Below are 22,332 nucleotides of genomic sequence, written 5' to 3'. Positions count from 1 at the left end.
AACACCTACATGACGCTTCCGAGGCGGGAGTGGTTGGATTGGGAAGGCGAGTGACGAGCATAGGTTCCGGCGAGCGTGCGCCCAAGGCTCAGGCGGGCGAAAACGGCAATGGCGGCCCCGGCCGCGGCACGGCGGTCATCACCCGCACGAAAGCCAAGACCAAGAAGCCCAGTCTCTACCGCGTCCTGATTCTGAACGACGACTACACGCCGATGGAATTCGTTGTGCACGTGCTCGAGCGCTTCTTCCAGAAGGATCGCGAGGCTGCGACCCGCATCATGCTCCACGTCCATAATCACGGTGTCGGCGAATGCGGCGTCTACACCTTCGAGGTGGCCGAGACCAAGGTGACCCAGGTCATGGATTTCGCTCGCCAACACCAGCATCCGCTGCAATGCGTGATGGAAAAGAAATGAGGTACTGAATGCCGGCATTCTCCCAAGGCCTCGAGCGCGCGCTGCACCAGGCGCTGACTTTCGCCAACGAACGGCATCATGAATACGCGACGCTCGAGCATCTCCTGCTGGCGCTGATCGACGACAGCGACGCGTCTGCCGTCATGCGTGCGTGCAACGTCAATGTCGACGAACTCAAGCAAACCGTTCTCACCTATATCGACGCCGAACTCGACAATCTCGTCACCGGCTATGACGAGGATTCCAAGCCCACGGCCGGGTTCCAGCGCGTCATCCAGCGCGCGGTCATCCACGTGCAGTCATCGGGCCGCGAGGAGGTTTCGGGCGCGAACGTGCTCGTCGCCATCTTCGCCGAGCGGGAAAGCCATGCGGCCTATTTCCTGCAGGAACAGCAGATGACGCGCTACGACGCGGTCAACTACATCAGCCACGGCATCGCCAAGCGGCCGGGCGGCGCGGAGGCGCGCACACCGCGCGGGGCCGAGGAAGAGGCTGCGAGCCCGGCCTCGGAGAACGAGGAAGGCACCAAGAAGAAGCAGCAGCAGGATGCGCTGACGGCTTATTGCGTCAATCTCAACGAAAAGGCGAAGACCGGCAAGATCGACCCGCTGATCGGCCGCTCGGAAGAGATCAACCGGACCATCCAGGTGCTCTGCCGCCGTTCGAAGAACAACCCGCTCTATGTCGGCGATCCGGGTGTCGGCAAGACCGCCATCGCCGAAGGGCTCGCCAAGCGCATCGTCGAGGGCGACGTGCCGGAAGTGCTGCTCGATGCGACGATCTTCTCGCTCGACATGGGATCGCTTCTGGCGGGCACCCGCTATCGCGGCGATTTCGAGGAGCGGCTGAAGCAGGTCGTCAAGGAACTCGAGGACTATCCCGGCGCGGTGCTGTTCATCGACGAGATCCATACGGTGATCGGCGCTGGCGCGACTTCGGGCGGCGCGATGGATGCGTCGAACCTTCTGAAGCCGGCGCTGTCGTCCGGCGCGATCCGCTGCATCGGCTCGACCACCTACAAGGAGTTCCGCCAGTTCTTCGAAAAGGACCGCGCGCTGGTGCGGCGCTTCCAGAAGATCGACGTGAAGGAACCGACCATCGAGGATGCGATCTCGATCATGAAGGGGCTGAAGCCCTATTTCGAGGACTTCCACAAGGTCAAGTACACCAACGAGGCGATCAAGGCCGCAGTGGAACTTTCGGCGCGCTACATCTCCGACCGCAAGCTGCCGGACAAGGCGATCGACGTGGTCGACGAGACCGGCGCGTCGCAGATGCTCTTGCCGGAGAACAAGCGCAAGAAGACGATCAGCGTGAAGGAGATCGAGCAGACGATCGCCACGATGGCGCGCATTCCGCCGAAGACCGTCTCGGCCGACGACGAGAAGGTGCTGGCGACGCTGGAGGACGAACTGAAGCGTGTCGTCTACGGGCAGGATACGGCGATCAGCGCACTGTCGTCCTCGATCAAGCTGGCGCGGGCCGGCCTGCGCGAGCCGGACAAGCCGATCGGCTCCTACCTCTTCTCGGGACCGACGGGTGTGGGCAAGACGGAAGTGGCCAAGCAGCTTGCGGCGTCGCTCGGCGTGGAACTGCTGCGCTTCGACATGTCGGAATATATGGAACGGCACACCGTTTCGCGGTTGATCGGCGCGCCTCCTGGCTATGTCGGCTTCGACCAGGGCGGTCTCCTGACCGACGGCGTCGACCAGCATCCGCATTGCGTGCTGCTGCTCGACGAGATCGAGAAGGCGCATCCGGACCTGTTCAACATCCTGCTGCAGGTCATGGATCATGGCTCGCTGACGGATCACAACGGAAAGAAGATCGACTTCCGCAACGTGATCTTGATCATGACGACCAATGCGGGCGCTTCCGACATGGCCAAGCCGGCCATCGGCTTCGGCTCGACGAAGCGCGAAGGCGACGACATGGAGGCGATCAACCGCCTGTTCTCGCCGGAATTCCGCAACCGGCTCGACGCGATCATCCCGTTCGGCTCGCTGCCGATCCCGGTCATTTACCAGGTCGTGCAGAAGTTCGTTATGCAGCTCGAGGCGCAGCTCGCCGAGCGCCGCGTGACGTTCGAGCTGACGCCGGACGCGATCGAATGGCTGGCAGACAAGGGCTATGACGAGCGCATGGGCGCGCGGCCCCTCGGCCGGGTTATCCAGGAGCACATCAAGAAGCCGTTGGCTGAGGAAGTGCTGTTTGGCAAGCTCAAGAAGGGTGGAACAGTGCGCGTTCTGGTCGAGGCGAAGGAGGACGGCTCCAAGGGCATCGTCCTCGAAAGCCTTGCCGAGGATGCGCCGGTGAAGCCCAAGAAGGAAGCGCCGGAGGATTCTCCGAAGCCGAAGAAGGCCGCGTCGCGGAAAGCCAAGGCGAAAGTCGCGGCGGCGGTCGGCGCCGATGGCGCGCCGGACAAGGCGGGCGGCAAACGGTCGAGCGTGCCGCAACTGCCGCGCAAGAGCTGAGGCCGGCCGACAGCGAAACCAAGAGCGGCGCCTTCGGGCGCCGCTTTTTTAACATCGCAAGTTTCCGGCCCCTGTGTTATCGGGGCCCGACATGCCTTCGCCTGCCGACTCACATATCGATTCTCCATCGCCCGACTTCTCCACGCGACTCAAATGGTTCGCGCGCGGGTGTCGTGCGTCGATGTCGGTTCCGGCGCTGATCCTGGCGAGCAGCTTCGTCGGCTTTGCCGCGCTGGCGCTTGAGGCTGGCTTCACGCTGGCGCAGACCGTGTTCATGACGGGGATCGTGTGGGCACTTCCGGCGAAGGTAGTGCTGATCGGCGCGGTGCTGGCGGGCAACGGCATTGCCGGCGCGGCCTTTGCGGTGGCGTTGTCATCGGTGCGGCTTGCGCCAATGGTCGTCGTGCTGGTGCCGGAATTGCGCGGGCCGCGAACGCGGCCATGGGTCCTATACCTCCTGTCGCATTTCGTCGCCGTGACCTCCTGGGTCATCGCGCTCGAACAGATTCGCCACGTGCCGCGCGACCTGCGGACGAGCTGGTATGGCGGCGTCGGCTCGTCGCTGGTCCTGCTCAACATGATCATCGTCGCGCTGGTCTATACGCTGGCGCAAAACCTGCCGCCGATCATTTCGGCCGCGCTCTTCATGCTGACGCCGATCTACTTTCTGACTTCGCTTTGGGTGTCCGCGCGCGAGCGAGCAGGGCATGTCGCGATGGTCCTCGGGCTTCTGCTCGGGCCGCTCTTCCACATCGTCGTTCCCGATTTCAGCCTGCTGGCGACGGGGTTGGTCGGCGGATTGCTGGCCTATCTTTTCCATATCGTGGCGAAGCGCAGGAAAGCGACATGACCTTCGATGCGCTTGACGTCTGGTGGTGGCCTTATGTCTTCATCCTCGTTGCCGGATGGCTGGCGACGGATAGCTGGCGCTTTCTCGGCGTCTATCTCGGCGGGCGGATATCGGAAGAATCGGATGCGCTCGTCTTCGTGCGGTGCGTTGCGACCGCGCTGGTTGCCGCCGTCATCGCCAATCTGATCGTCAATCCGAACGGGCCGCTCGCCGACACGACGCTGGAGTTGCGGGTCTTTTCGGCGATCGTCGGCTTTTTCGCCTTCCTGTGGTTCGGCAAGCGCGTGCTGGTCGGCATCTTCGTGACCGAGGCCGTGCTGATCGCGGGCATGATCCTGGCGGCCGGTTAGGCGGCGATTCATCAAATTCCGGTACGGTCCTCCGTCTGAAGAGGGCCGACATGTATCTGCGCCAGGCTGAAATCACGATCCTGTTGTTTCTCGCGCCGCTGGCGCTGATCGACGGCTGGCTGATCGTCGCGAAGGAACAGGCCGTCGACTGGGCCAGCTATGCGCCCGGTATTCTGGCGGCGCTGGTGGTGATGGCTGTGGGGCTTGCCTATCGCGCGCTCGGGCGCAGCGAGGGCATTGCGCTCGGCTCCATCGCGACGGGCCTGTTCGTCCTGTTCACGATCCTTGCGTCGATCCTGAACTACCTGCTTTTCCCGCTCGCCGCGCCCACGATCGATCCGGTTCTGGCGAGGATCGATGCACTGTTCGGTTATCACTGGCCCGACTTCGTCGCCATGTTCGGGGCTTGGCCGTGGCTCGGCACCGTGCTTGGGCGCATCTATCTGAGTTCTCTGCCTCAGCTCGTACTGGTCGTCATTCTGCTCGGCTTCATGGAAAAGCCGGTCGCGCTTCATCGCTTTCTTCTGGCCGGCATCATCGGCGCCGCACTGTCCATTGGCATCTGGTGGCTTGCTCCGAGCTTCGGGCCGTCGACGATGCACGACATTCCAGGCGATCTGGCCAACAGCATCGATCTGGTCGTGCGCAACGAATACGGAGCGGAATTGCTGCGGTTGGCGATCGAAGGGTCGGCGCTGATCACGGCGAAGGACACGCTGGGCGTGATCGCATTTCCGTCATTCCACACGGTGATGGCGCTCATGGCGATCTGGTTCACGTGGGAAACGCGGCTGCGGGCCCCGTTTCTCGTCGTCAACATCGCGATGATACCCGCGATCCTGGTCCATGGCGGGCATCACCTGATCGATCTTGCAGGTGGCGTCGCCGTTTTCGCGGTGGCGCTCGCAATGGCGAGAATGCTCGTTCCGGCTGGCGCCGAACACAGGAAGCCGGCGATCGTCACGCGCCGTCCAGCGCAGCCCTGATCCGTTCGGCATTGGCCGCGAGGACGTCCGGCTTTTCCATCTCGCCCGAATGCGGCTTCAGCGCGACGCCGTCGAAGCGCGGAATGACGTGAAAATGGAGATGGAAGACGACCTGCCCACCGGCCGGTTCGTTGAATTGCTGTACGGTCACGCCGTCGGCGTCGAACGCCTTGACGACCGCGCGCGAGAGCTTCTGCACCGTTGCCATGACCGCCGAGAGGCTTTCGGGCGCGACGTCGAGAATGTTGCGGGACGGCATCTTCGGGATGACGAGGCAATGCCCGTTTCCGCGCGGCATGATGTCCATGAAGGCAAAGGTCGCGTCGTCCTCGTAGAGTTTCTGGGCGGGCAGTTCGCCGCGGAGGATCTTGGCGAAGATGTTCGTGTCGTCGTAGGCGGTCTTCATCGATGGCTCCGGGTTGGTGAATGGTGAATGGTGAATAGTGAATAGTGAATGGGGCGAGGGGATTGCAACCGTCGGCGATGAAGGCGTTGACGGCAAGTGGCGGATTGGAACCCCTTCCATTCACCATTCACCATTCACCATTCACCCTTTGCGGAACGGCGCCCGCTCACTCAAATATTCGCCGACCTCCGCCACGTCTTCCCGCTCGCGCTCAAGATAATCCGCCACGGCATTCCTCAGCCCCGGATGCGCGATCCAGTGGGCGGAGTGGGTGGTGACGGGGAGATAGCCGCGGGCGAGCTTGTGCTCGCCTTGCGCTCCGGCTTCGACGACGGCCAGCTTGCGTTCGATGGCGAAGTCGATGGCCTGGTGGTAGCAGACCTCGAAATGGAGGTAGGGGTGGTGCTCGATGCAGCCCCAGTTGCGGCCGAAGAGACGGTCGCTGCCGATGAAGTTGATCGCACCGGCGATGTAGCGGCCGTCGCGCTTCGCCATGACGAGCAGGATGTCGTCGGCCATTCGTTCGCCGATCAGCGAGAAGAATTTTCGGTTGAGGTAGGGCCGGCCCCATTTGCGGCTGCCGGTGTCCATGTAGAAACGGAAGAAATCGTCCCAGACGGCTTCGGTCAAATCCCGCCCGGTCAGCCAGTCGATCTCGATGCCGTCGCCGAGTGCCTCGCGCCGCTCCTTGCGCAGGGCCTTGCGCTTGCGCGAGGCGAGGGTTTCGAGGAAGTCGTCATAGCTGGCGTAGCCCTCGTTGACGAAGTGGAACTGGGTGTCGGTGCGGTGGAGATAGCCGAGGTTTTCGAGCGCGAGGGCTTCTTCCTCCTGCGCGAAGGTGACATGTACCGACGAAATGCCGAGCCGGTCACCAAGCGTCTTTAGCCCTTCGCCGAGTGCGAGACGGATGGGCGCGGGATCGAGCGCGGCATCGGCCAGGAGGCGTGGGCCGGTTGCGGGGGTGAACGGAATTGCGACTTGGAGCTTGGGATAATACCGGCCGCCCGCGCGTTCGAACGCATCCGCCCAGCCATGGTCGAAGACGTATTCGCCCTGGCTGTGGGACTTGAGGTAACAGGGCACTGCGCCGATGAGGTCGCCATCAGCAGTTTCGAGCGCCAGGTGCTGCGATAGCCAGCCTGCGCGCGCGCCGACGCAGCCTGAGTCCTCGAGTGCGGACAGAAAGGCGTATGACAGAAAGGGATTGTAGGGCTCGGGACCGCCATGCGTGGCGGCGCCAAGCTTTGCCCAGTCGGTCGCTGCGATGCCCGCCATCCCGTCCACGACACGAATGACGAACCCGGCTTCACGCTCACTCATCGACCAGACATCCCGACCCGCTCATTCACTCTCTAGATACGAGCCGGGATAAAGGTTGCAAGTCCGCGTGGTCAGATCGGGCCGCGTCCGTCCGGATCGAAGCCTTCGAAGGTCATCTGGTCGGCATGTGCTGCCGTCAGTTCCTCGGACTTCTTGTCGCGAACGGTCCAGGTGATGACCGGAAGGCCGAGCTTTTCGCGCACGAAGGCGACGAAGGGGCTCGGCAGGTCGTGGACGCCGTAGGAGACGAAGTCGATCGGATGCGCCAGCATCGAGAAATGCGCCTCCAGCTCCTCGGGCTTGTTGCCGTGGGCGGTGAGGCCGACCGGAACGTCGCCCGCATCCGCGACGAGCTGGCGGATGAGCCAATGGTCGAAGGACATGACCGCGGCCTTGCCGTCATAGGCCTTGACCAGCGCGAGGACGGCGGCGGCGAGGCCGTCGTCACGGCCTTCGGTGCCCTTGAGCTCGATAACCAGAGGCACGCGGCCGGCGACGAGGTCGAGCAGTTCCTTCAGGGTCGGCGCGTGGTCGTCCGTGCCGCCGATGCGAAGGTCCGCCATCTCGCGGGCGGTCCGGTCGAGGACATGGCCCTCGGTTCCGGTCAGGCGCTTCAGATCATGGTCGTGGAAGACGACGGGGTTCCCGTCCGACGACAGATGGACGTCGCACTCGATCGCGTAGTTGCGGTCGATGGCGGCCTGGAAGGCGGAGAGCGTGTTCTCCCAGCGCGTCTTGTTCAGGTCGTGGAAGCCGCGATGGGCGATGGGGTGTGCGGTGAGCCAGGAAATGTCGGACATGCGTGCTCAGCCCTTCGCGATCTCAAAGATGGCTTCGACCTCGACCGCCGCGTCGAGCGGCAGTCGGGCGACGCCGACGGCGGCGCGGGCATGGCGGCCGGCCTCGCCGAGGACTTCCGCGAAGAGGTCCGACGCGCCGTTGGCGACGAGGTGGTGCTCGGTGAAGTCCGGATCGGAGGAGACGAAGACGGTGATCTTGACCAGCCGGGCGATGCGCTCGAGGTCGCCGAGGGCGGCTTTTGCCTGCGCGAGCACGTTGATCGCGCAGTGACGCGAGGCGATCTGACCGGTCGCGATCTCGACCTCTCGGCCAAGGCGACCGGTGGCCGCGAGCTTGCCGTTGTCGAACGGAAGCTGGCCGGAGGTGAAGAGCAGATCGCCTGTCACCATGAAGGGCAGGTAGTTGGCGGCGGGAGCGGCGGGAGCCGGCAGGGCGATGCCAAGCTTCTCCAGGCGGCTATTGATTGTGTCGGTCATCCTGTGATCCTTGTCGAAAGGCAAGCGGCGGCTGCATCGCCTCGCTTCTGCCACGAAAACGCTTTCAGGTGCCGGCCGAGCCGACCCAGCACCCAATCGGGAGAACCGAATGTCCCTGCCACGTCTTGCACTTCTGGCGACAATCGCCGCGCCATTCCTGCAAGGCCAGGCGTCGGCCGCGCCGCTCCTCCCGCATCGTGCGGTGTATGATCTCGGGCTCGACGATGCAACGGACAGTTCGGGAATCACAGGGCTTTCGGGCCGCATGGTCTATGAGTTCAACGGCTCTGCCTGCGAGGGCTACACCGTCACTTTCCGGTTCGTCACGCAGATCGAGGCGAACGAGACGACGCGCCTTACCGACCAGCAGACGACGACGTTCGAGGCCGGCGACGGCTCGGAGTTCTCCTTCGTCACGCGCTCCTTCATCGATCGCAATCTGGACAAGGAATCGCGCGGGTCGGCGCAGATGACCGATGACGGGACGAAGGTCGCGATCGAGATGCCGGAGCCGCAGGAGCACGCGCTCGAAAAGTCGCAGTTCCCGACACATCATCTGATCGAGGTGCTGGAAAAGGCGAATGCCGGCGAGAATTTCTATGAGACGACGATCTATGACGGTTCCGAGGACGGCGACAAGCTGATGACCACGACCGTCATCCTCGGCCAGAAGACCGGATTGGAGGAGGGCGACACCGAATCGGACGCGGTCGAGGCGATTGCGTCGGAGGAGTTCTGGCCGGTCGACATCGCCTATTTCGACCTGACCGACATTTCCGGCGAGGAAACGCCGACCTATCGCATCTCCATGAAGCTCTACGACAATGGCGTCACGCGCGACCTGACGATGGATTACGGCGACTTCGCCATCACCGGGCGGCTGGTCGATCTCGAACTCTTCGACGAGCCGGCCGACTGCGCCGAATGAGGCGGGTTGCATCGCGTCCTCATTGCCGCTATATGCGCGGCCATTCCACACACGGGTGATGGGTTTGGCGCCGGGAGAAATCCGGCCTCTACCTCCGGTGGCGGTTCATCCGCCTGACATCCGTGGAGGCTAACCGGAAAAGGAACCAACCATGGCTACGCCAGACTTCTCCATGCGCCAGCTTCTCGAAGCTGGTGTCCACTTCGGCCACCAGACCCACCGCTGGAATCCGAAGATGGCGCCCTATATCTTCGGCGCCCGCAACAACATCCACATCATCGACCTGTCGCAGACGGTTCCGCTCCTCAACCAGGCGCTGAAGATCGTTTCGGACACGGTCGCCCGTGGCGGACGCGTGCTGTTCGTCGGCACCAAGCGCCAAGCTTCGGAAATCGTCGCCGACGCGGCCGAACGCTCCGCGCAGTACTACGTCAATTCGCGTTGGCTGGGCGGCATGCTCACCAACTGGAAGACGATCTCGAACTCGATCCAGCGTCTGCGCAAGCTCGACGAGCTGCTCGCCGGCGAAGCCCAGGGCTTCACCAAGAAGGAGCGCCTGACGCTCGACCGCGAGCGCGAGAAGCTGAACCGCGCACTCGGCGGCATCAAGGACATGGGCTCGACGCCGGACCTGATGTTCGTGATCGACACCAACAAGGAAGCGATCGCGATCCAAGAAGCGCGCCGTCTCGGCATCCCGGTCGTCGCGATCATCGATTCGAACTGCGATCCGGACAAGGTCGACTACCCGATCCCGGGCAATGACGACGCCGCACGCGCGATCTCGTTCTATTGCGACCTGATCGCCAAGGCCGCCATCGACGGCATTGCGCGCCAGCAGGGCGCGATGGGCGTGGACGTCGGCGCTTCGGCCGAAGCGCCGGTCGAGCCGGCCCTCGACGAGACGCCTGCCGAAGAAGGCAAGGCCAGCTAAGGCTGTCCGCTGCATTGGACGAGGCGAACGGCGCACCTGGAATTCTCCACGGTGCGCCGCGCCATTTTATGAATTGACGAAATTGAAGAGGCGACGATGAGCATTTCTGCTGCACAGGTCAAACAGCTCCGCGACATGACGGGCGCGGGCATGATGGACTGCAAGACGGCCCTGTCCGAGACCAATGGCGACATCGAGGCCGCGGTCGACTGGCTGCGCGCCAAGGGTATTTCCAAGGCCGACAAGAAGGCCGGCCGCACGGCAGCCGAAGGCCTGGTCGGCGTTGCTTCCGATGCGACCAGCGCGGTCGTCGTCGAGGTCAATTCCGAGACCGACTTCGTTGCCCGCAACGATGCCTTCCAGACCATCGTGCGCAACATTGCCGAAGTGGCGCTGACGACCGACGGTTCGACCGATGCGCTCGGCGCCGCGACCTATCCGGGTTCGGAAAAGTCGGTCACCGATACGATCAAGGACGCGATCGGCACGATCGGCGAGAACATGAGCCTGCGCCGTTCGGCCAAGCTTACGGTTTCGAGCGGCGCTGTTGCGACCTATGTCCACAACGCCGTCGCCGACAATCTCGGCAAGCTCGGTGTGCTGGTCGCCATCGAGACGACCGGCAATGCCGATGCCGCCCGCGCCTTCGCTCGCCAGGTGGCCATGCACGTCGCTGCGACGAACCCGCTCGCGTTGACCGCCGAGGAAGTCGACGCGTCCGCCGTCGAGCGTGAAAAGGCAGTCTTCTCCGAGCAGGCCCGCCAGTCGGGCAAGCCGGAGAACATCATCGAGAAGATGGTCGAAGGCCGCCTGCGCAAGTTCTACGAGGAAGTCGTGCTCCTGAAGCAGGCCTTCGTCATGAACCCCGACGTGACCGTCGAGAAGGCGCTTGCCGATGCCGAGAAGGAAATCGGCGCGCCGGCGAAGCTGACCGGCTTCGTGCGCTTTGCGCTCGGCGAGGGCATCGAGAAGGAAGAAAGCGACTTTGCAGCCGAGGTTGCGGCGGTCGCCAAGAAGTAAGCAGTCGTCCTGCACAGAAACGAAGGGCATCGCCGGGTGACACGGCGGTGCCCTTTCATGTATCTGACACCCGGTTTCCCATTCACTGCGAGAAGAGAGTTTCATGAGCCACGCCCCGCGATACAAGCGCATCCTTCTCAAGGCGTCGGGCGAGGCCCTGATGGGATCGCAGGGCTTCGGCATCGACGTGTCGGTGGCCGACCAGATCGCCGCCGATATCTCCGAGGCGCGCAAGATGGGCGTCGAGGTGGCCGTGGTGATCGGCGGCGGCAACATCTTCCGCGGCGTGGCGGTGGCGTCCAAGGGCGGTGACCGGGTGACCGGCGACCACATGGGCATGCTCGCCACCGTCATCAATTCGCTGGCGCTGCGCACCTCGCTGATCAAGCTCGGAGTCGACGCGGTCGTCCTGTCGGCGATCGCCATGCCCGAACTTTGCGAAAGCTTCTCCCAGCGCCAGGCGACCGCCTATATGGACCAGGGCAAGGTGGTGATCTTCGCAGGCGGCACCGGCAACCCGTTCTTCACCACCGATTCCGCCGCCGCGCTGCGCGCTGCAGAGATCGGCGCGAACGCTTTGTTGAAGGGCACGCAGGTGGACGGCGTCTATTCCGCCGACCCCAAGAAGGACCCGACCGCGACGCGCTTCGAGACGATCACGCATGAGGAAGTGCTGGTCAAAGGCCTGGCGATCATGGACACGGCGGCGATTGCGCTTGCGCGTGAGAACCACATTCCGATAATCGTCTACTCGATTCATGAGCAGGGCGGTCTCGGCGCCATTCTGCGCGGGGAAGGGCGCTGCACGGTCGTCGCCGACGCCTGAGCGGCAGCGGACTTTCCAGAAAATGACGGGCCGGCAAGCCAGCCAAGGGCCAGATAAAAGACGGACCGGCGCTGCCGGCAGAGGAGACGAAGATGAGCGAAGGCGTGGACTTCAAGGACCTGCAGCGCAGGATGGACGGCGCGATCTCGGCATTCAAGCATGACCTCGCATCGCTGCGGACCGGCCGCGCCTCGAGCAATCTTCTCGATCCCGTCCTCGTTCAGGCCTATGGCTCGCCGATGCCGATCAACCAGGTCGCGACCGTGACAGTGCCGGAATCGCGGATGCTTGCAGTCTCCGTCTGGGACAAGCAGCTCGTCGGCGCGGTCGACCGCGCGATCCGGGAATCCAATCTCGGGCTCAATCCCATTGTCGACGGCAGCAATCTGCGCATTCCTCTGCCCGAACTCAACGAGGAGCGCCGCCGCGACCTCGTCAAGATCGCCCACCAATATACCGAGCAGGCCAAGGTGGCCGCGCGCCATGTGCGCCGCGACGGCATGGAAATCGCCAAGAAGGCGGAGAAGGACGGCGCGATCAGCCAGGACGATTCCAAGGTCCAGTCCGAGCGCGTGCAGAAGCTGACCGACGAGACGATCAAGCAGATCGACGGCCTTCTGGCCGAAAAGGAAGCCGAGATCATGCAGGTCTAGGTCGAACAGGACCTTTTCCCGAGCCTCGGAACTGGAGAGCCGGTGACCACTCCCGCGCATATCGCGATCATCATGGACGGCAACGGCCGCTGGGCGCAGGCGCGCGGGCTGCCGCGGGCTGCCGGGCATCGCGCCGGCGTCGAGGCCTTGCGCAAGACGGTTCGCAACGTAGGCGAGAGCGGCGTCAAATGGCTGACGCTATATGCGTTTTCCTCGGAGAACTGGTCGCGGCCCGCGTCCGAGATCAGCGACTTGATGGGCCTGCTCAAGCTGTTCATCCGCCGCGATCTGGCCGATCTCCATCGCCACGGCGTACGGGTGCGCATGATCGGCGGACGGGACACGCTCGAGCCCGATATTCGCCAACTGATCGACGAGGCCGAAACGCTGACGCGCGGCAATGACGCGATGAACCTCGTCATCGCCTTCAATTACGGCTCGCGCGACGAGATCGTGCGCGGTGCCCGGCACCTGGCGCAACTGGCGGCGGGCGGGCATCTCGATCCGCAATCGATCACGCCGGAAATGCTGAGCGGTGCGCTCGACACATCCGACATTCCCGATCCGGACCTGATCATCCGCACGAGCGGCGAGCAGCGCCTGTCCAATTTTCTTCTTTGGCAGGCGGCCTACAGCGAATTCGTGTTCCTGCCCTGCTTCTGGCCGGACTTCGACCGGGCCGAACTCGACCGGGCGCTGGCCTCGTTTGCCGGGCGCGAACGCAGGTTCGGCGCGGTCGATGCGCGCGGGGCGGTGTCTTGAGCCAGGCGGGGCAGACGTTCTTGACCAAGGAATTGCGGCTGCGCATCCTGTCGGCGATCGTGATGATCGCCGTGACGTTGATCGTCACCTGGGTCGGCGACTTCTCCTTCCGCATGCTGTGCGCCGGGATCGGCGCGGCCGTGTTCTACGAATGGCTCAAGATGGCCAAGGCGCACAGCACGGCGCCGGAGCGCCAGTTGTCGGGCCTTTTGATGGCGACCGCCGGGATCATCGTCCTGATGGCGCCCGGCGGAGCCTTGAGCTTCGTCATGGTCGGCGCGCTGGCCGTGCTGGCCCTTTTTGCTGCGCCGATGCTGGGTTCCACACGCTGGAACGCAGTCGGACTTGCCTATGCGAGCCTTGCCGCGCTGTCGCTGGCGCTGCTGCGTGGAGGAGAGGTCGAGGGACTGAAGACCGTCGTCTTCGTCTTCGTCGTCGTGTGGGCGACAGACATCATGGCCTATTTCGTCGGCCGGACGTTCGGCGGTCCCAAGCTTGCCCCCGCGATTTCGCCCGGCAAGACCTGGAGCGGGGCTCTGGGGGGAACGGTGTTCGCGCTCGTCTTCGGCATGTTTGCCGCCTTCATGATGGAAACGCGACTGCCTGTCGGGGCGCTGCTTGTCCTGATCGTCGCGCTTTCGGTCGCCTCCCAGGCCGGGGACCTCTTCGAATCGTGGCTCAAGCGCCGCTTCCAGGTGAAGGATTCGAGCAAGCTCATTCCCGGTCACGGCGGGGTGATGGACCGGGTCGATGGTCTGGTTGCCGCAAGCCTGCTGCTTTACGTGATCGGGGCGGTGCTGGCCGATCCCGACCGGCCGGCGCTGGCATTCTTTTGATCGGTGGGCCGACGCGCGTCGGCAGAGCCACCGAAACGCCGCGATTTGTCCGCAACGGGCATGGCGAACGATGACATTGAAGGGGCGGTGAATTGGATTTCCTGACGGGCATATTCGGATCGGGCGGGCTCATCCTCGGCACGCTGGTCCCCTTTCTCCTCGTGCTCGCGGTCGTCGTCTTCGTCCACGAGATGGGCCACTATCTGGTCGGCCGCTGGTGCGGGATTGGCGTGGAAGCCTTCTCGATCGGATTCGGTCCGGAAATCTTCGGTTTCAACGACAGGCGCGGAACGCGCTGGAAGATCTCGGCGGTGCCGCTCGGCGGCTACGTCAAATTCGTCGGCGACATGAGCGTGACGAGCGAGCCGGACGCGGAAGCGACGGCGCAGTTGACCGAAGAACAGCGCAGGGTCGCGTTCCATACGCAGCCGGTCTGGAAGCGGGCCGCGACGGTCGCGGCCGGCCCGATCTTCAACTTCCTCCTGACGATTGCCGTCTTTGCCGTGATGTTCACCGCTTATGGCCGGTTCGTCTCGGAGCCGACCGTTGCCGAGATCCGTCCCGACAGTCCGGCCGCGGAGGCGGGCTTCGAGCCGGGCGACCGCTTCGTGACCGTCAACGGCACGCGAATCTCGACTTTCGGCGACGTGCAGCGCGTCGTCTCCGCGCGCGCGGGCGACGAACTCAGCTTCGTCATGCTGCGCGACGGATCGGAAATCGAGCTGCGGGCGACACCGGAACTGTCCGAACAGACCGACGCGCTCGGCAACACGATTCGCATCGGCATCATCGGCGTCGTCAACAACGAGGAACTGGGCCAGCCGCGCCAGATCGTCTACGGGCCGGTCGAGGCTCTGGGTGCGGCCGTCACCGAGACGGGGCAGATCATCGCGCGTACGGGGCATTTCCTGCAGCGCTTCGTGGCCGGTCGGGAGGACAGGTGCCAGCTCGGCGGGCCGGTGCGCATCGCCGAGATGTCCGGGCAGGCGGCCTCGCTCGGGCCGATGTGGCTGGTGCAGCTCATCGCTCTTTTGTCGGTCGGGATAGGTTTCCTCAACCTTCTGCCCATTCCCCCACTGGACGGCGGCCATCTGGTCTTCTATGCCGCTGAAGCCGTTCGCGGACGACCGGTTTCGGAACGGGTGATGGAGGGGTTCTACAAGGTGGGGATGCTCGCCGTCCTGGGCTTCATGGCGTTCGTTTTCTGGAACGACATATTCGGCTGCTGACGGCTCAACACCCTGAAAATTCAGGCTCCATTTACCATGGATGGGAATTTGCGTGACGCGAATGCCACGCTTTCGGACTTAGTAAATGCAAATTAACCGGCAGCCTTGCGTGTAGGGAAAATCCGGTTAATACCGTATGGGGTTTGCGGCTCAGTTCCGTCATTCTCGCGACGGGGACAACGAGAACAAAAGGTTTCTAAGCCAAATGAAGGCAGCTTCGAATTTCAAGAGCGCCGCTTCGGCGATTGCACTTTCCACCGCTCTGGCGGCGGTCGGCACCGTTGCCGTGCAGCTCGCAAGCACGACCGCAGCATATGCGGCAGTCGTCAGCAGCATCGACGTGCGGGGGAATCAGCGCGTCAGCGACGAGACGGTGATCGGCAATCTCGGCATCCAGCCGGGCGTCCAGTTCGACAGCGCGGACATCAACGCGGCCGTCGTGCGCCTTTTCGAGACGCGGCTGTTCTCCGACGTGCGCATCAACCAGTCCGGCTCGACGCTGGTGGTCGAAGTTTCCGAATATTCGATCGTCAACCAGGTGCTGTTCCAGGGCAATTCGCGCGTCAAGGACGATGCGCTGACGGCCGCCGTTCAGCTTCGGCCGCGCGGCGCCTACTCGGCCGACGCGATGAATTCCGACATCGAAGCGATTCGCCAGGCCTATGCCCGCGTCGGTCGCGACGACACGACGGTGACCGCGCAGACGGTCGACCTCGGCGACAACCGCGTCAACGTCGTCTACCAGATCCAGGAAGGCGACCGGACCAAGATTGGTTCCATCACCTTCGAAGGCAACCAGGCGTTCAGTGACGGCCGCCTGCGCGACGTCGTCTCGACCCGCCAGTCGAACTTTCTGTCCTGGCTGACGCGCAACGACATCTATGATGCCGACCGCCTGCGTGCGGACGAGGAAACGCTGCGCCGCTTCTACTACAACCGCGGCTACGCCGATTTCCGCGTCCTGTCTTCGGATGCGCAGTTCAACGAAGCCGCTAACGAATATTCGATCGTCTTCACCATCGACGAAGGCCAGCGCTATACGTTCGGCAATGTTGCGATCGAAAGCTCGATCCCCGGCGTCGATGCGGAAAGCTATCGCCGCAGCATCGATACGCGCGAAGGCCGCGTCTACAACGCCGCGGACGTCGAAAGCTCCATCGTCGGCCTGACGGAAGACGTCGCCGGCTCGGGCTATGCGTTCGCGCAGGTCACGCCGCGCGGCAACCGCAATTTCGAGAACCGCACGATCGACGTCGTCTATACGGTCGACGAAGGCCCGCGCGCCTATGTCGAGCGGATCGAAATCCGCGGAAACACCCGCACGCGTGACTATGTCATCCGCCGCGAGTTCGACCTGAGCGAGGGCGACGCCTTCAACCAGATTCTCGTGCAGCGCGCGCGCCGTCGTCTTGAGCGTCTCGATTTCTTCGAGTCGGTCAACATCGCGACCGCGCCCGGCTCTCAGCCCGACCAGGTCGTGCTGGTGGTCGAAGTCGTCGAGAAGGCGACCGGCGAGTTCTCGATCGGTGCCGGCTATTCGACCGGCGAGACGATCAATCGCGGCGCCGGCGTTTCCGTGGAGGGCTCGGTCAGCGAGCGCAACTTCCTCGGTCGCGGCCAGTTCATCCGCGTCGCCGCATCGGGCGGCCGCGATTCGCGCGACTACTCGCTGTCGTTCACGGAGCCCTATTTCCTCGGACGCCGCATCTCGGCCGGTTTCGACATCTTCCGCCAGACGCGTGAATTCGACACCTATGAGAGCCAGGTCGATGGCGGCACGATCCGCTTCGGTCTGCCGATCACCGAGGCACTGAGCACGCAGCTCGCCTACAACTACACGCGTGAGTCCTATGATTACCGCGACGGTTGCCTCGATTCCTCCGGTGCTTTCGATCCCTCGCTGTGCAACATCTCGCCTGTCCTGCAGAGCGCGATCGAATCGCAGAGCCCGTGGATCAAGTCGTCGGTCAGCGGCGGTCTGATCTACAACACGATCGACAACATGCAGAACCCGCGTGACGGCTTCTATGCCACGTTCACGACGGAAGTCGCCGGGCTCGGCGGCGATGCGAACTGGGTCAAGTTCACGACGCGCGGCAATTACTACCGGACGCTGTCGGAAGAACTCGATCTCGTCGGCGTGCTGACGGCTGGTGCGGGCCACATCGAAGGCTTCGGCGATGACGGCCTGCGCGTCTTCGACCTGTTCCGCTCGAACGACCGCATCATCCGCGGCTTCGACTTCAACGGAATCGGGCCCTATGACGTGACGAACGGGACGATCGACCATCTCGGTGGCACGACCTATTTCCACGCTTCGGCCGAGGCGCAGTTCCCGTTCCCGGCGCTGCCGCAAAGCCTGGGTCTGCGCGGTGCGGTGTTCGCCGATGCTGCCACGCTTCACGGCAACGACTTCACGGCTCTCGGAACCGGCGCATCGCTTCGCGCTTCGGTCGGTGCGGGCATTCTCTGGGCGTCGCCCTTCGGTCCGATCCGCGTCGACTACGCGGTTCCGGTCGCCAAGGAAGACACGGACGAAGTCCAGAATTTCAGCTTCGGCATCTCGACCCGGTTCTAAGGGTGGGACGCTTTTCGGGGCGGGTTGCGCCCCGAAAGTGCAGGCATGAATGACAGATCCGCTCTTCTTTGAGCCGGCACGAACCTTTTCGGTTGGCGAGATCGCTGCGCTTACGGGCGCGGATCTCGCCAATGCCGCTTACGCCGAAACGCCGGTCAGCCGTATCGCTCCCGTCTCGGAGTCGGGTGAGGGGGCGCTCGTGTTCGTGGATGGCAAGCGCAATGCGCACCATCTGACGGGCCTGAAGGCGACTGCCGTGCTGTGCACGTCCGATATCGCCGATCAGGTTCCCCCCGGAGTGGCTGTCCTTGTCACCCGCAAGCCGCAATACGCGTTTGCAACCGTCGGGCGCCTGCTTTTCCCGACGGCCGCCAAGCCAGCTGCGCTGACGTCGGAGACCGGAATTTCGGATCGCGCCTATGTCGACCCGACCGCGCAGGTCGAAGACGGAGCGATCATCGAGCCGGGTGCCGTCGTCGGAGCGGGGGCGCATGTCGGCTCCGGAACCGTCGTCGCACCCAACGCCGTCATCGGGCGCAATTGCCGGGTCGGGCGCGATTGCTATATCGGCCCCAACGTTTCCGTTCAGTATGCGCTGGTCGGTAATCGCGTGCTGATCTATGGCGGCGCGCAGATCGGGCAGGATGGGTTCGGCTTCGTCACCGGTCCGCGCGGACCGGAGAAGATGCCGCAGATCGGCCGGGTCATCATCCAGGACGATGTCGAGATCGGCGCGAACACGACCGTCGATCGCGGGGCGATGTCCGATACCGTGATCGGCGAGGGCAGCAAGATCGACAATCTCGTGCAGATCGCCCACAATGTACGTCTGGGGCGTGGCTGCGTGATCGCCGGCCATTGCGGTCTGTCGGGCTCGGTGACGCTCGGCGACTACGTGATGCTCGGCGGACGTGTCGGGCTTGCCGACCATGTCACGATCGGAACCGGTGCCGCGGTCGCGGCGGCCAGCGGCGTCATGCACGACATTCCGGACGGCGGCAGGTGGGGCGGGATGCCCGCCCAGCCGATGAAGGACTTCTTCCGCGAAGTCACCTATATCCGCAAACTCGTATCCGGCTCGCGAAAGGCCAAGGAAGGCGGCGATGACTGACGGCAATCCGACGACGCTCGACACTTTGACCATCCAGGACTTGCTGAAGCTTCTGCCGCATCGCTATCCGTTCCTGCTGGTCGACAAGATCATCGAGATCAATGGCGACGAATCGGCCATCGGGATCAAGAACGTGACGATGAACGAGCCGCATTTCACCGGCCACTTCCCGGAATTCCCGGTGATGCCGGGGGTGCTGATCATCGAGGCGATGGCGCAGACCGCCGGGGCGATCTGCATCAACAAGACGGCTGCCGAAACGCCGTCTCTGGTCTATTTCATGACGATCGACGGCGCGAAGTTCCGCAAGCCGGTGGTGCCGGGCGACCGGCTCGAAATGCATGTGAAGAAGCTGAAGCAGCGCGGAAATATCTGGCGCTTCGGCTGCGAGGCCATCGTTGACGGCGCCAAGGTCGCGGAGGCGGAGATTTCCGCCATGATGTCGGCCAAGCAGGGCTGACGGCATGGCCGACGAGACGTTCATCCATCCCTCGGCGGTCGTCGAGACCGGCGCCAAGCTGGGTCTCGGTGTTCATGTCGGGCCGTTCTGCCATGTTGGGCCGGATGCCGAGATCGGCGATCGGGTGCGGATGGTGAGCCATGTCACGGTGCTCGGCGCGACGACGATCGGCGCCGATTGCAGGATCTGGCCGAATGCCGTTCTCGGCGGACCGCCGCAAAGCGTGCGGCATAAGGGCGGGCGCACGACGCTGACGGTTGGCACCAATTGCGAAATCCGCGAGGGCGTCACCTTCAATCTCGGCACCGACACGTCGCGGGGCGCGACGACCGTCGGCTCGAACGGCTATTTCATGGCGCAGTCGCATGTCGCGCATGACTGCATCGTCGGCGACAACGTCACCATGGCGAACTCCACCGCGCTCGGCGGGCATAGCGAGATCGGCGACTTCGTCACGATCGGGGGGCTTGCTGCCGTGCATCAGTTCGTGCGCGTCGGCCACCACGCCTTCATCGGCGGCTATGCTGCCGTCGTCGGTGACGTAATCCCATATGGGATGGCGGTCGGCGACCGGGCAAAGCTGCGCGGGCTGAACGTCATCGGCATCAAGCGGTCGGGCCATTCGCGCGCCGAACTGATGGAAATGCGCGCCGCCTACAAGATGCTCTTCGCGCCGGGGCGGACGCTCGCCGAAGCGATCCCGCTGGTTGCCGCCGAATATGGTCATGCGCCCGCAGTCGCCGACATCCTCGCCTTCCTGCAGGCGCGCGGGAAGCGCTACTTCACGGTGCCGGCCCTGAGCGATCGGGGCGTCGAAACCGATGACGAGGATTGACCCGGCCGGGGGCCGGATCGGGCTGATCGCGGGCAGCGGACGGCTGCCAATCGAAATCATCGAGAGCCTCGATGCGCGTGGCATGCGACCCTTCCTCATCCTGATCGATGGCGAGGCGGAGCCGCTGCCGCTCTTCACAAGCCATGAGCATGGTTGGCTGCGGGTCGAGGATTTCGGCCGGCTGGTGCCGATGCTCAAATCGGCCGGGGTCGAACGGGTTGTGATGGCGGGCGGGGTCGCGCGTCGCCCGGCTTTGAAGTCGATCCGGTGGTCGTGGTCGCTCGTCTCGATGCTGCCGCGGCTCGTCAGGGCGCTGGCATCCGGCGACGACGTTCTCTTGCGCACCATCATCGGTCATCTGGAAGCACACGGCATCGCGGTCGTCGGTGCGCATGAACTGGCGCCCGATCTGCTCGCAGGCGTCGGCCTGATTGCCGGGCCGAAGCCTTCGGCGGCCGACATGCGGGATGTTCGCGCCGCGGCGCAAGCGGCGCACGCGATCGGCGCGCTCGATATCGGGCAGGCCACGATTGCGATCGGGGGACGAGCGGTCGCGCTCGAAGGCATCGAGGGAACCGAAGGGCTGATCGAACGCGTTGCCGGCATGCGCGGCCACGGCCGGCTTGCCGGACGCAGCGGCGGCGTGCTCGTCAAATGCGCCAAGCCCGCGCAGGATTTGCGCGCCGACCTGCCGGCCATCGGGCCGGATACGGTCGACGCCGTATTTGCGGCCGGATTGAACGGTATCGCGCTCGACGCGGAGCGGGCGTTCATCCTGGATTTCGCAACGACCGTGGCGCGCGCGAAAGCGCACGGCGTCTTCATCTATGGCCTGAAGGGTGACGATTGATGCAGGCTTTGAAGATCGCCATCGTGGCCGGCGAAGAATCGGGTGACCTGCTGGGGGCCGATCTCGTCGATGCGATTGCGCGCCTGACGGGGCGGCCGATCGAACTCGTCGGCGTCGGCGGGCGGCATCTGGAAGCGCGCGGGCTCAACTCTTTCTTTGACGGATCGCAGATCGCATTGATGGGCGTGACCGCCGTCGTCAAGGATTTGCCGCGGCTGATCGGCCGGCTGAACCAAACCGCCAAGGCGATCGCGGCGGAGCGGCCGGACTGCCTCATCACCATCGACAGCCCGGAATTCTCGCTGCGCGTCGCGCGCAAGGTGCGCGCGATCGTGCCCACGATCCCGACCGTTCACTATGTCTGCCCGAGCGTGTGGGCGTGGCGGCCGGGCAGGGCGGTGGAGATGAAGCCCTATATCGACCACATCTTGTGCCTGCTGCCGTTCGAGCCGGGCGAACTCGAGCGGCTCGGCGGGCCGTCCGGCACGTTTGTCGGCCACCGGTTGACGCAGGATGCTGGCTTGCGCCATGCCGCCGCCGCGCAGATGACGCGCGGCGATCCGGCCTGGGGGACGAAGTCGCTGCTGGTTCTGCCCGGCTCGCGCCGGGCGGAAGTGACGAGCTTGATCGGGCCGTTCGGCGAGACGGTGAAGGAACTCGTCGCGCGCGGAAACCGGTTCGAGGTGGATATTCCGACCGTGCCGAAGGTCGCGGCGCTGGTTCACGACGCAATCGCCGACTGGCCGGTGCCGACGCGGATCATCGAGGATGCAGAAGGCAAGTACGGCGCATTCGCGCGGGCGGATGCGGCGCTTGCCGCTTCCGGCACGGTGTCGCTCGAACTCGCGCTGGCGCGGGTTCCGCTGGTTGCCTGCTACAAGACCGATGCGATCTGGCGTGCGTTGATGAGTCTCGTAAAGACCTGGTCGGCTTCGCTGCCGAACCTCATCGCCGACTGGCCGGTCGTGCCCGAATATTACAACGAGTATGTGCGGCCGGGGAATCTCGCGCGGGCGATCGAGCAGATCTGGGCGGCGACGCCGGCGCGCGCAACGCAGATGCACGGTTTCGACATCGTCGCGCAGCGGCTCCACACCGAACGGCCCGCGGGCGAGATCGGCGCCGAGGCTGTCCTGGCGACGATCGAAGCGCAGCACCGGCATTGGCAGTAGGCATTCGCGGCAACGAAAAAGGGCGGCCCGAGAGCCGCCCTTCGCATTTCAAACGCGGT

23 protein-coding genes are annotated in these 22,332 nt (G+C 64.2%); 19 read left to right on the top strand and 4 right to left on the bottom strand.

Going from position 1 to position 22,332, the window contains the following annotated elements; all coding sequences use genetic code 11:
• Positions 1-59 precede the first annotated feature (59 nt).
• The 5 genes from clpS to ACT6QU_RS11075 all read left to right on the top strand — a co-directional run bounded on the left by clpS (position 60) and on the right by ACT6QU_RS11075 (position 5,076).
• Positions 60-416 (top strand): ATP-dependent Clp protease adapter ClpS, encoded by a 357-nt coding sequence (clpS, locus tag ACT6QU_RS11095; RefSeq protein WP_029660067.1) that lies wholly within the window; start codon positions 60-62, stop codon positions 414-416.
• Between the two features lie 8 nt (positions 417-424).
• Entirely contained in the window at positions 425-2,890 is a 2,466-nt protein-coding gene (clpA, locus tag ACT6QU_RS11090; protein ID WP_444565280.1) for an ATP-dependent Clp protease ATP-binding subunit ClpA, read from the top strand.
• Between the two features lie 181 nt (positions 2,891-3,071).
• Positions 3,072-3,740, top strand: a complete 669-nt coding sequence (locus ACT6QU_RS11085) for an AzlC family ABC transporter permease (protein ID WP_444565279.1) — start codon at positions 3,072-3,074, stop codon at positions 3,738-3,740.
• Entirely contained in the window at positions 3,737-4,090 is a 354-nt protein-coding gene (locus ACT6QU_RS11080) for an AzlD domain-containing protein (protein ID WP_444565278.1), read from the top strand. Before ACT6QU_RS11085 ends, ACT6QU_RS11080 begins: the two co-directional genes overlap by 4 nt.
• Before the next feature lie 50 nt (positions 4,091-4,140).
• Complete coding sequence (locus tag ACT6QU_RS11075; protein WP_444565277.1) at positions 4,141-5,076, top strand: phosphatase PAP2 family protein; 936 nt, start codon at positions 4,141-4,143, stop codon at positions 5,074-5,076.
• Here ACT6QU_RS11075 and ACT6QU_RS11070 read toward each other — a convergent pair.
• From ACT6QU_RS11070 to ACT6QU_RS11055, 4 genes are all read right to left on the bottom strand, one after another.
• Positions 5,051-5,482, bottom strand: a complete 432-nt coding sequence (locus ACT6QU_RS11070) for an HIT family protein (RefSeq protein WP_444565276.1) — start codon at positions 5,480-5,482, stop codon at positions 5,051-5,053. The two genes, ACT6QU_RS11075 and ACT6QU_RS11070, sit on opposite strands and share 26 nt — an antisense overlap.
• A 141-nt stretch (positions 5,483-5,623) precedes the next feature.
• Positions 5,624-6,757, bottom strand: a complete 1,134-nt coding sequence (locus ACT6QU_RS11065; protein ID WP_444565301.1) for a GNAT family N-acetyltransferase — start codon at positions 6,755-6,757, stop codon at positions 5,624-5,626.
• Positions 6,758-6,873: 116 nt separating this feature from the next.
• A complete protein-coding gene (locus ACT6QU_RS11060) occupies positions 6,874-7,602 on the bottom strand; it encodes a glycerophosphodiester phosphodiesterase (RefSeq protein ID WP_444565275.1) in 729 nt (242 codons plus the stop codon).
• Between the two features lie 6 nt (positions 7,603-7,608).
• Complete coding sequence (locus tag ACT6QU_RS11055; RefSeq protein ID WP_444565274.1) at positions 7,609-8,079, bottom strand: RidA family protein; 471 nt, start codon at positions 8,077-8,079, stop codon at positions 7,609-7,611.
• Between the two features lie 109 nt (positions 8,080-8,188).
• Here ACT6QU_RS11055 and ACT6QU_RS11050 point away from each other — a divergent pair, with 109 nt between their 5' ends.
• The 14 genes from ACT6QU_RS11050 (at position 8,189) to ACT6QU_RS10985 (ending at position 22,273) form a co-directional block, all read left to right on the top strand.
• On the top strand, positions 8,189-9,007 hold the full coding sequence (locus ACT6QU_RS11050; protein ID WP_444565273.1) for a cell envelope integrity EipB family protein: 819 nt from the start codon (positions 8,189-8,191) through the stop codon (positions 9,005-9,007).
• Between the two features lie 151 nt (positions 9,008-9,158).
• The gene (rpsB, locus tag ACT6QU_RS11045; RefSeq protein ID WP_444565272.1) at positions 9,159-9,941 is read left to right on the top strand and encodes a 30S ribosomal protein S2; all 783 of its coding nucleotides are present in this window, start codon (positions 9,159-9,161) and stop codon (positions 9,939-9,941) included.
• A 96-nt stretch (positions 9,942-10,037) separates the two neighbouring features.
• Entirely contained in the window at positions 10,038-10,961 is a 924-nt protein-coding gene (tsf, locus tag ACT6QU_RS11040; RefSeq protein WP_444565271.1) for a translation elongation factor Ts, read from the top strand.
• Positions 10,962-11,064: 103 nt separating this feature from the next.
• The gene (gene pyrH / locus ACT6QU_RS11035) at positions 11,065-11,787 is read left to right on the top strand and encodes a UMP kinase (protein WP_444565270.1); all 723 of its coding nucleotides are present in this window, start codon (positions 11,065-11,067) and stop codon (positions 11,785-11,787) included.
• A gap of 92 nt (positions 11,788-11,879) precedes the next feature.
• Positions 11,880-12,440, top strand: coding sequence for a ribosome recycling factor (gene frr, locus ACT6QU_RS11030; protein WP_024585536.1), 561 nt, complete (start codon positions 11,880-11,882; stop codon positions 12,438-12,440).
• A 42-nt stretch (positions 12,441-12,482) separates the two neighbouring features.
• Positions 12,483-13,202, top strand: coding sequence for an isoprenyl transferase (locus ACT6QU_RS11025; RefSeq protein ID WP_024585537.1), 720 nt, complete (start codon positions 12,483-12,485; stop codon positions 13,200-13,202).
• Between the two features lie 20 nt (positions 13,203-13,222).
• Positions 13,223-14,038, top strand: coding sequence for a phosphatidate cytidylyltransferase (locus ACT6QU_RS11020; RefSeq protein WP_444565269.1), 816 nt, complete (start codon positions 13,223-13,225; stop codon positions 14,036-14,038).
• 92 nt (positions 14,039-14,130) lie between these two features.
• Entirely contained in the window at positions 14,131-15,267 is a 1,137-nt protein-coding gene (rseP, locus tag ACT6QU_RS11015) for an RIP metalloprotease RseP (RefSeq protein ID WP_444565268.1), read from the top strand.
• 205 nt (positions 15,268-15,472) lie between these two features.
• Complete coding sequence (gene bamA, locus ACT6QU_RS11010; protein WP_024585540.1) at positions 15,473-17,845, top strand: outer membrane protein assembly factor BamA; 2,373 nt, start codon at positions 15,473-15,475, stop codon at positions 17,843-17,845.
• Positions 17,846-17,894: 49 nt separating this feature from the next.
• Positions 17,895-18,956, top strand: coding sequence for a UDP-3-O-(3-hydroxymyristoyl)glucosamine N-acyltransferase (lpxD, locus tag ACT6QU_RS11005; protein WP_444565267.1), 1,062 nt, complete (start codon positions 17,895-17,897; stop codon positions 18,954-18,956).
• Positions 18,949-19,416 carry a 3-hydroxyacyl-ACP dehydratase FabZ gene (fabZ, locus tag ACT6QU_RS11000; RefSeq protein WP_024585542.1) on the top strand — a complete coding sequence of 156 codons (468 nt, stop codon included), beginning with the start codon at positions 18,949-18,951 and terminating at the stop codon, positions 19,414-19,416. The genes lpxD and fabZ overlap by 8 nt, the downstream gene beginning before the upstream one ends.
• Before the next feature lie 4 nt (positions 19,417-19,420).
• Positions 19,421-20,251 carry an acyl-ACP--UDP-N-acetylglucosamine O-acyltransferase gene (gene lpxA / locus ACT6QU_RS10995; protein WP_444565266.1) on the top strand — a complete coding sequence of 277 codons (831 nt, stop codon included), beginning with the start codon at positions 19,421-19,423 and terminating at the stop codon, positions 20,249-20,251.
• Entirely contained in the window at positions 20,238-21,101 is an 864-nt protein-coding gene (locus ACT6QU_RS10990) for an LpxI family protein (RefSeq protein ID WP_444565265.1), read from the top strand. Before lpxA ends, ACT6QU_RS10990 begins: the two co-directional genes overlap by 14 nt.
• Complete coding sequence (locus ACT6QU_RS10985; protein WP_444565264.1) at positions 21,101-22,273, top strand: lipid-A-disaccharide synthase; 1,173 nt, start codon at positions 21,101-21,103, stop codon at positions 22,271-22,273. Before ACT6QU_RS10990 ends, ACT6QU_RS10985 begins: the two co-directional genes overlap by 1 nt.
• The last annotated feature ends 59 nt before the right edge of the window (positions 22,274-22,332 follow it).

Origin of the sequence: Aliihoeflea sp., from assembly GCF_052435475.1 — a bacterium.
In the GTDB taxonomy this organism is placed as follows: Bacteria; Pseudomonadota; Alphaproteobacteria; order Rhizobiales; family Rhizobiaceae; genus Aliihoeflea.
The sequence above is the reverse complement of the archived record's forward strand: the minus strand, read 5'-3'. Positions and strand labels throughout refer to the sequence as shown.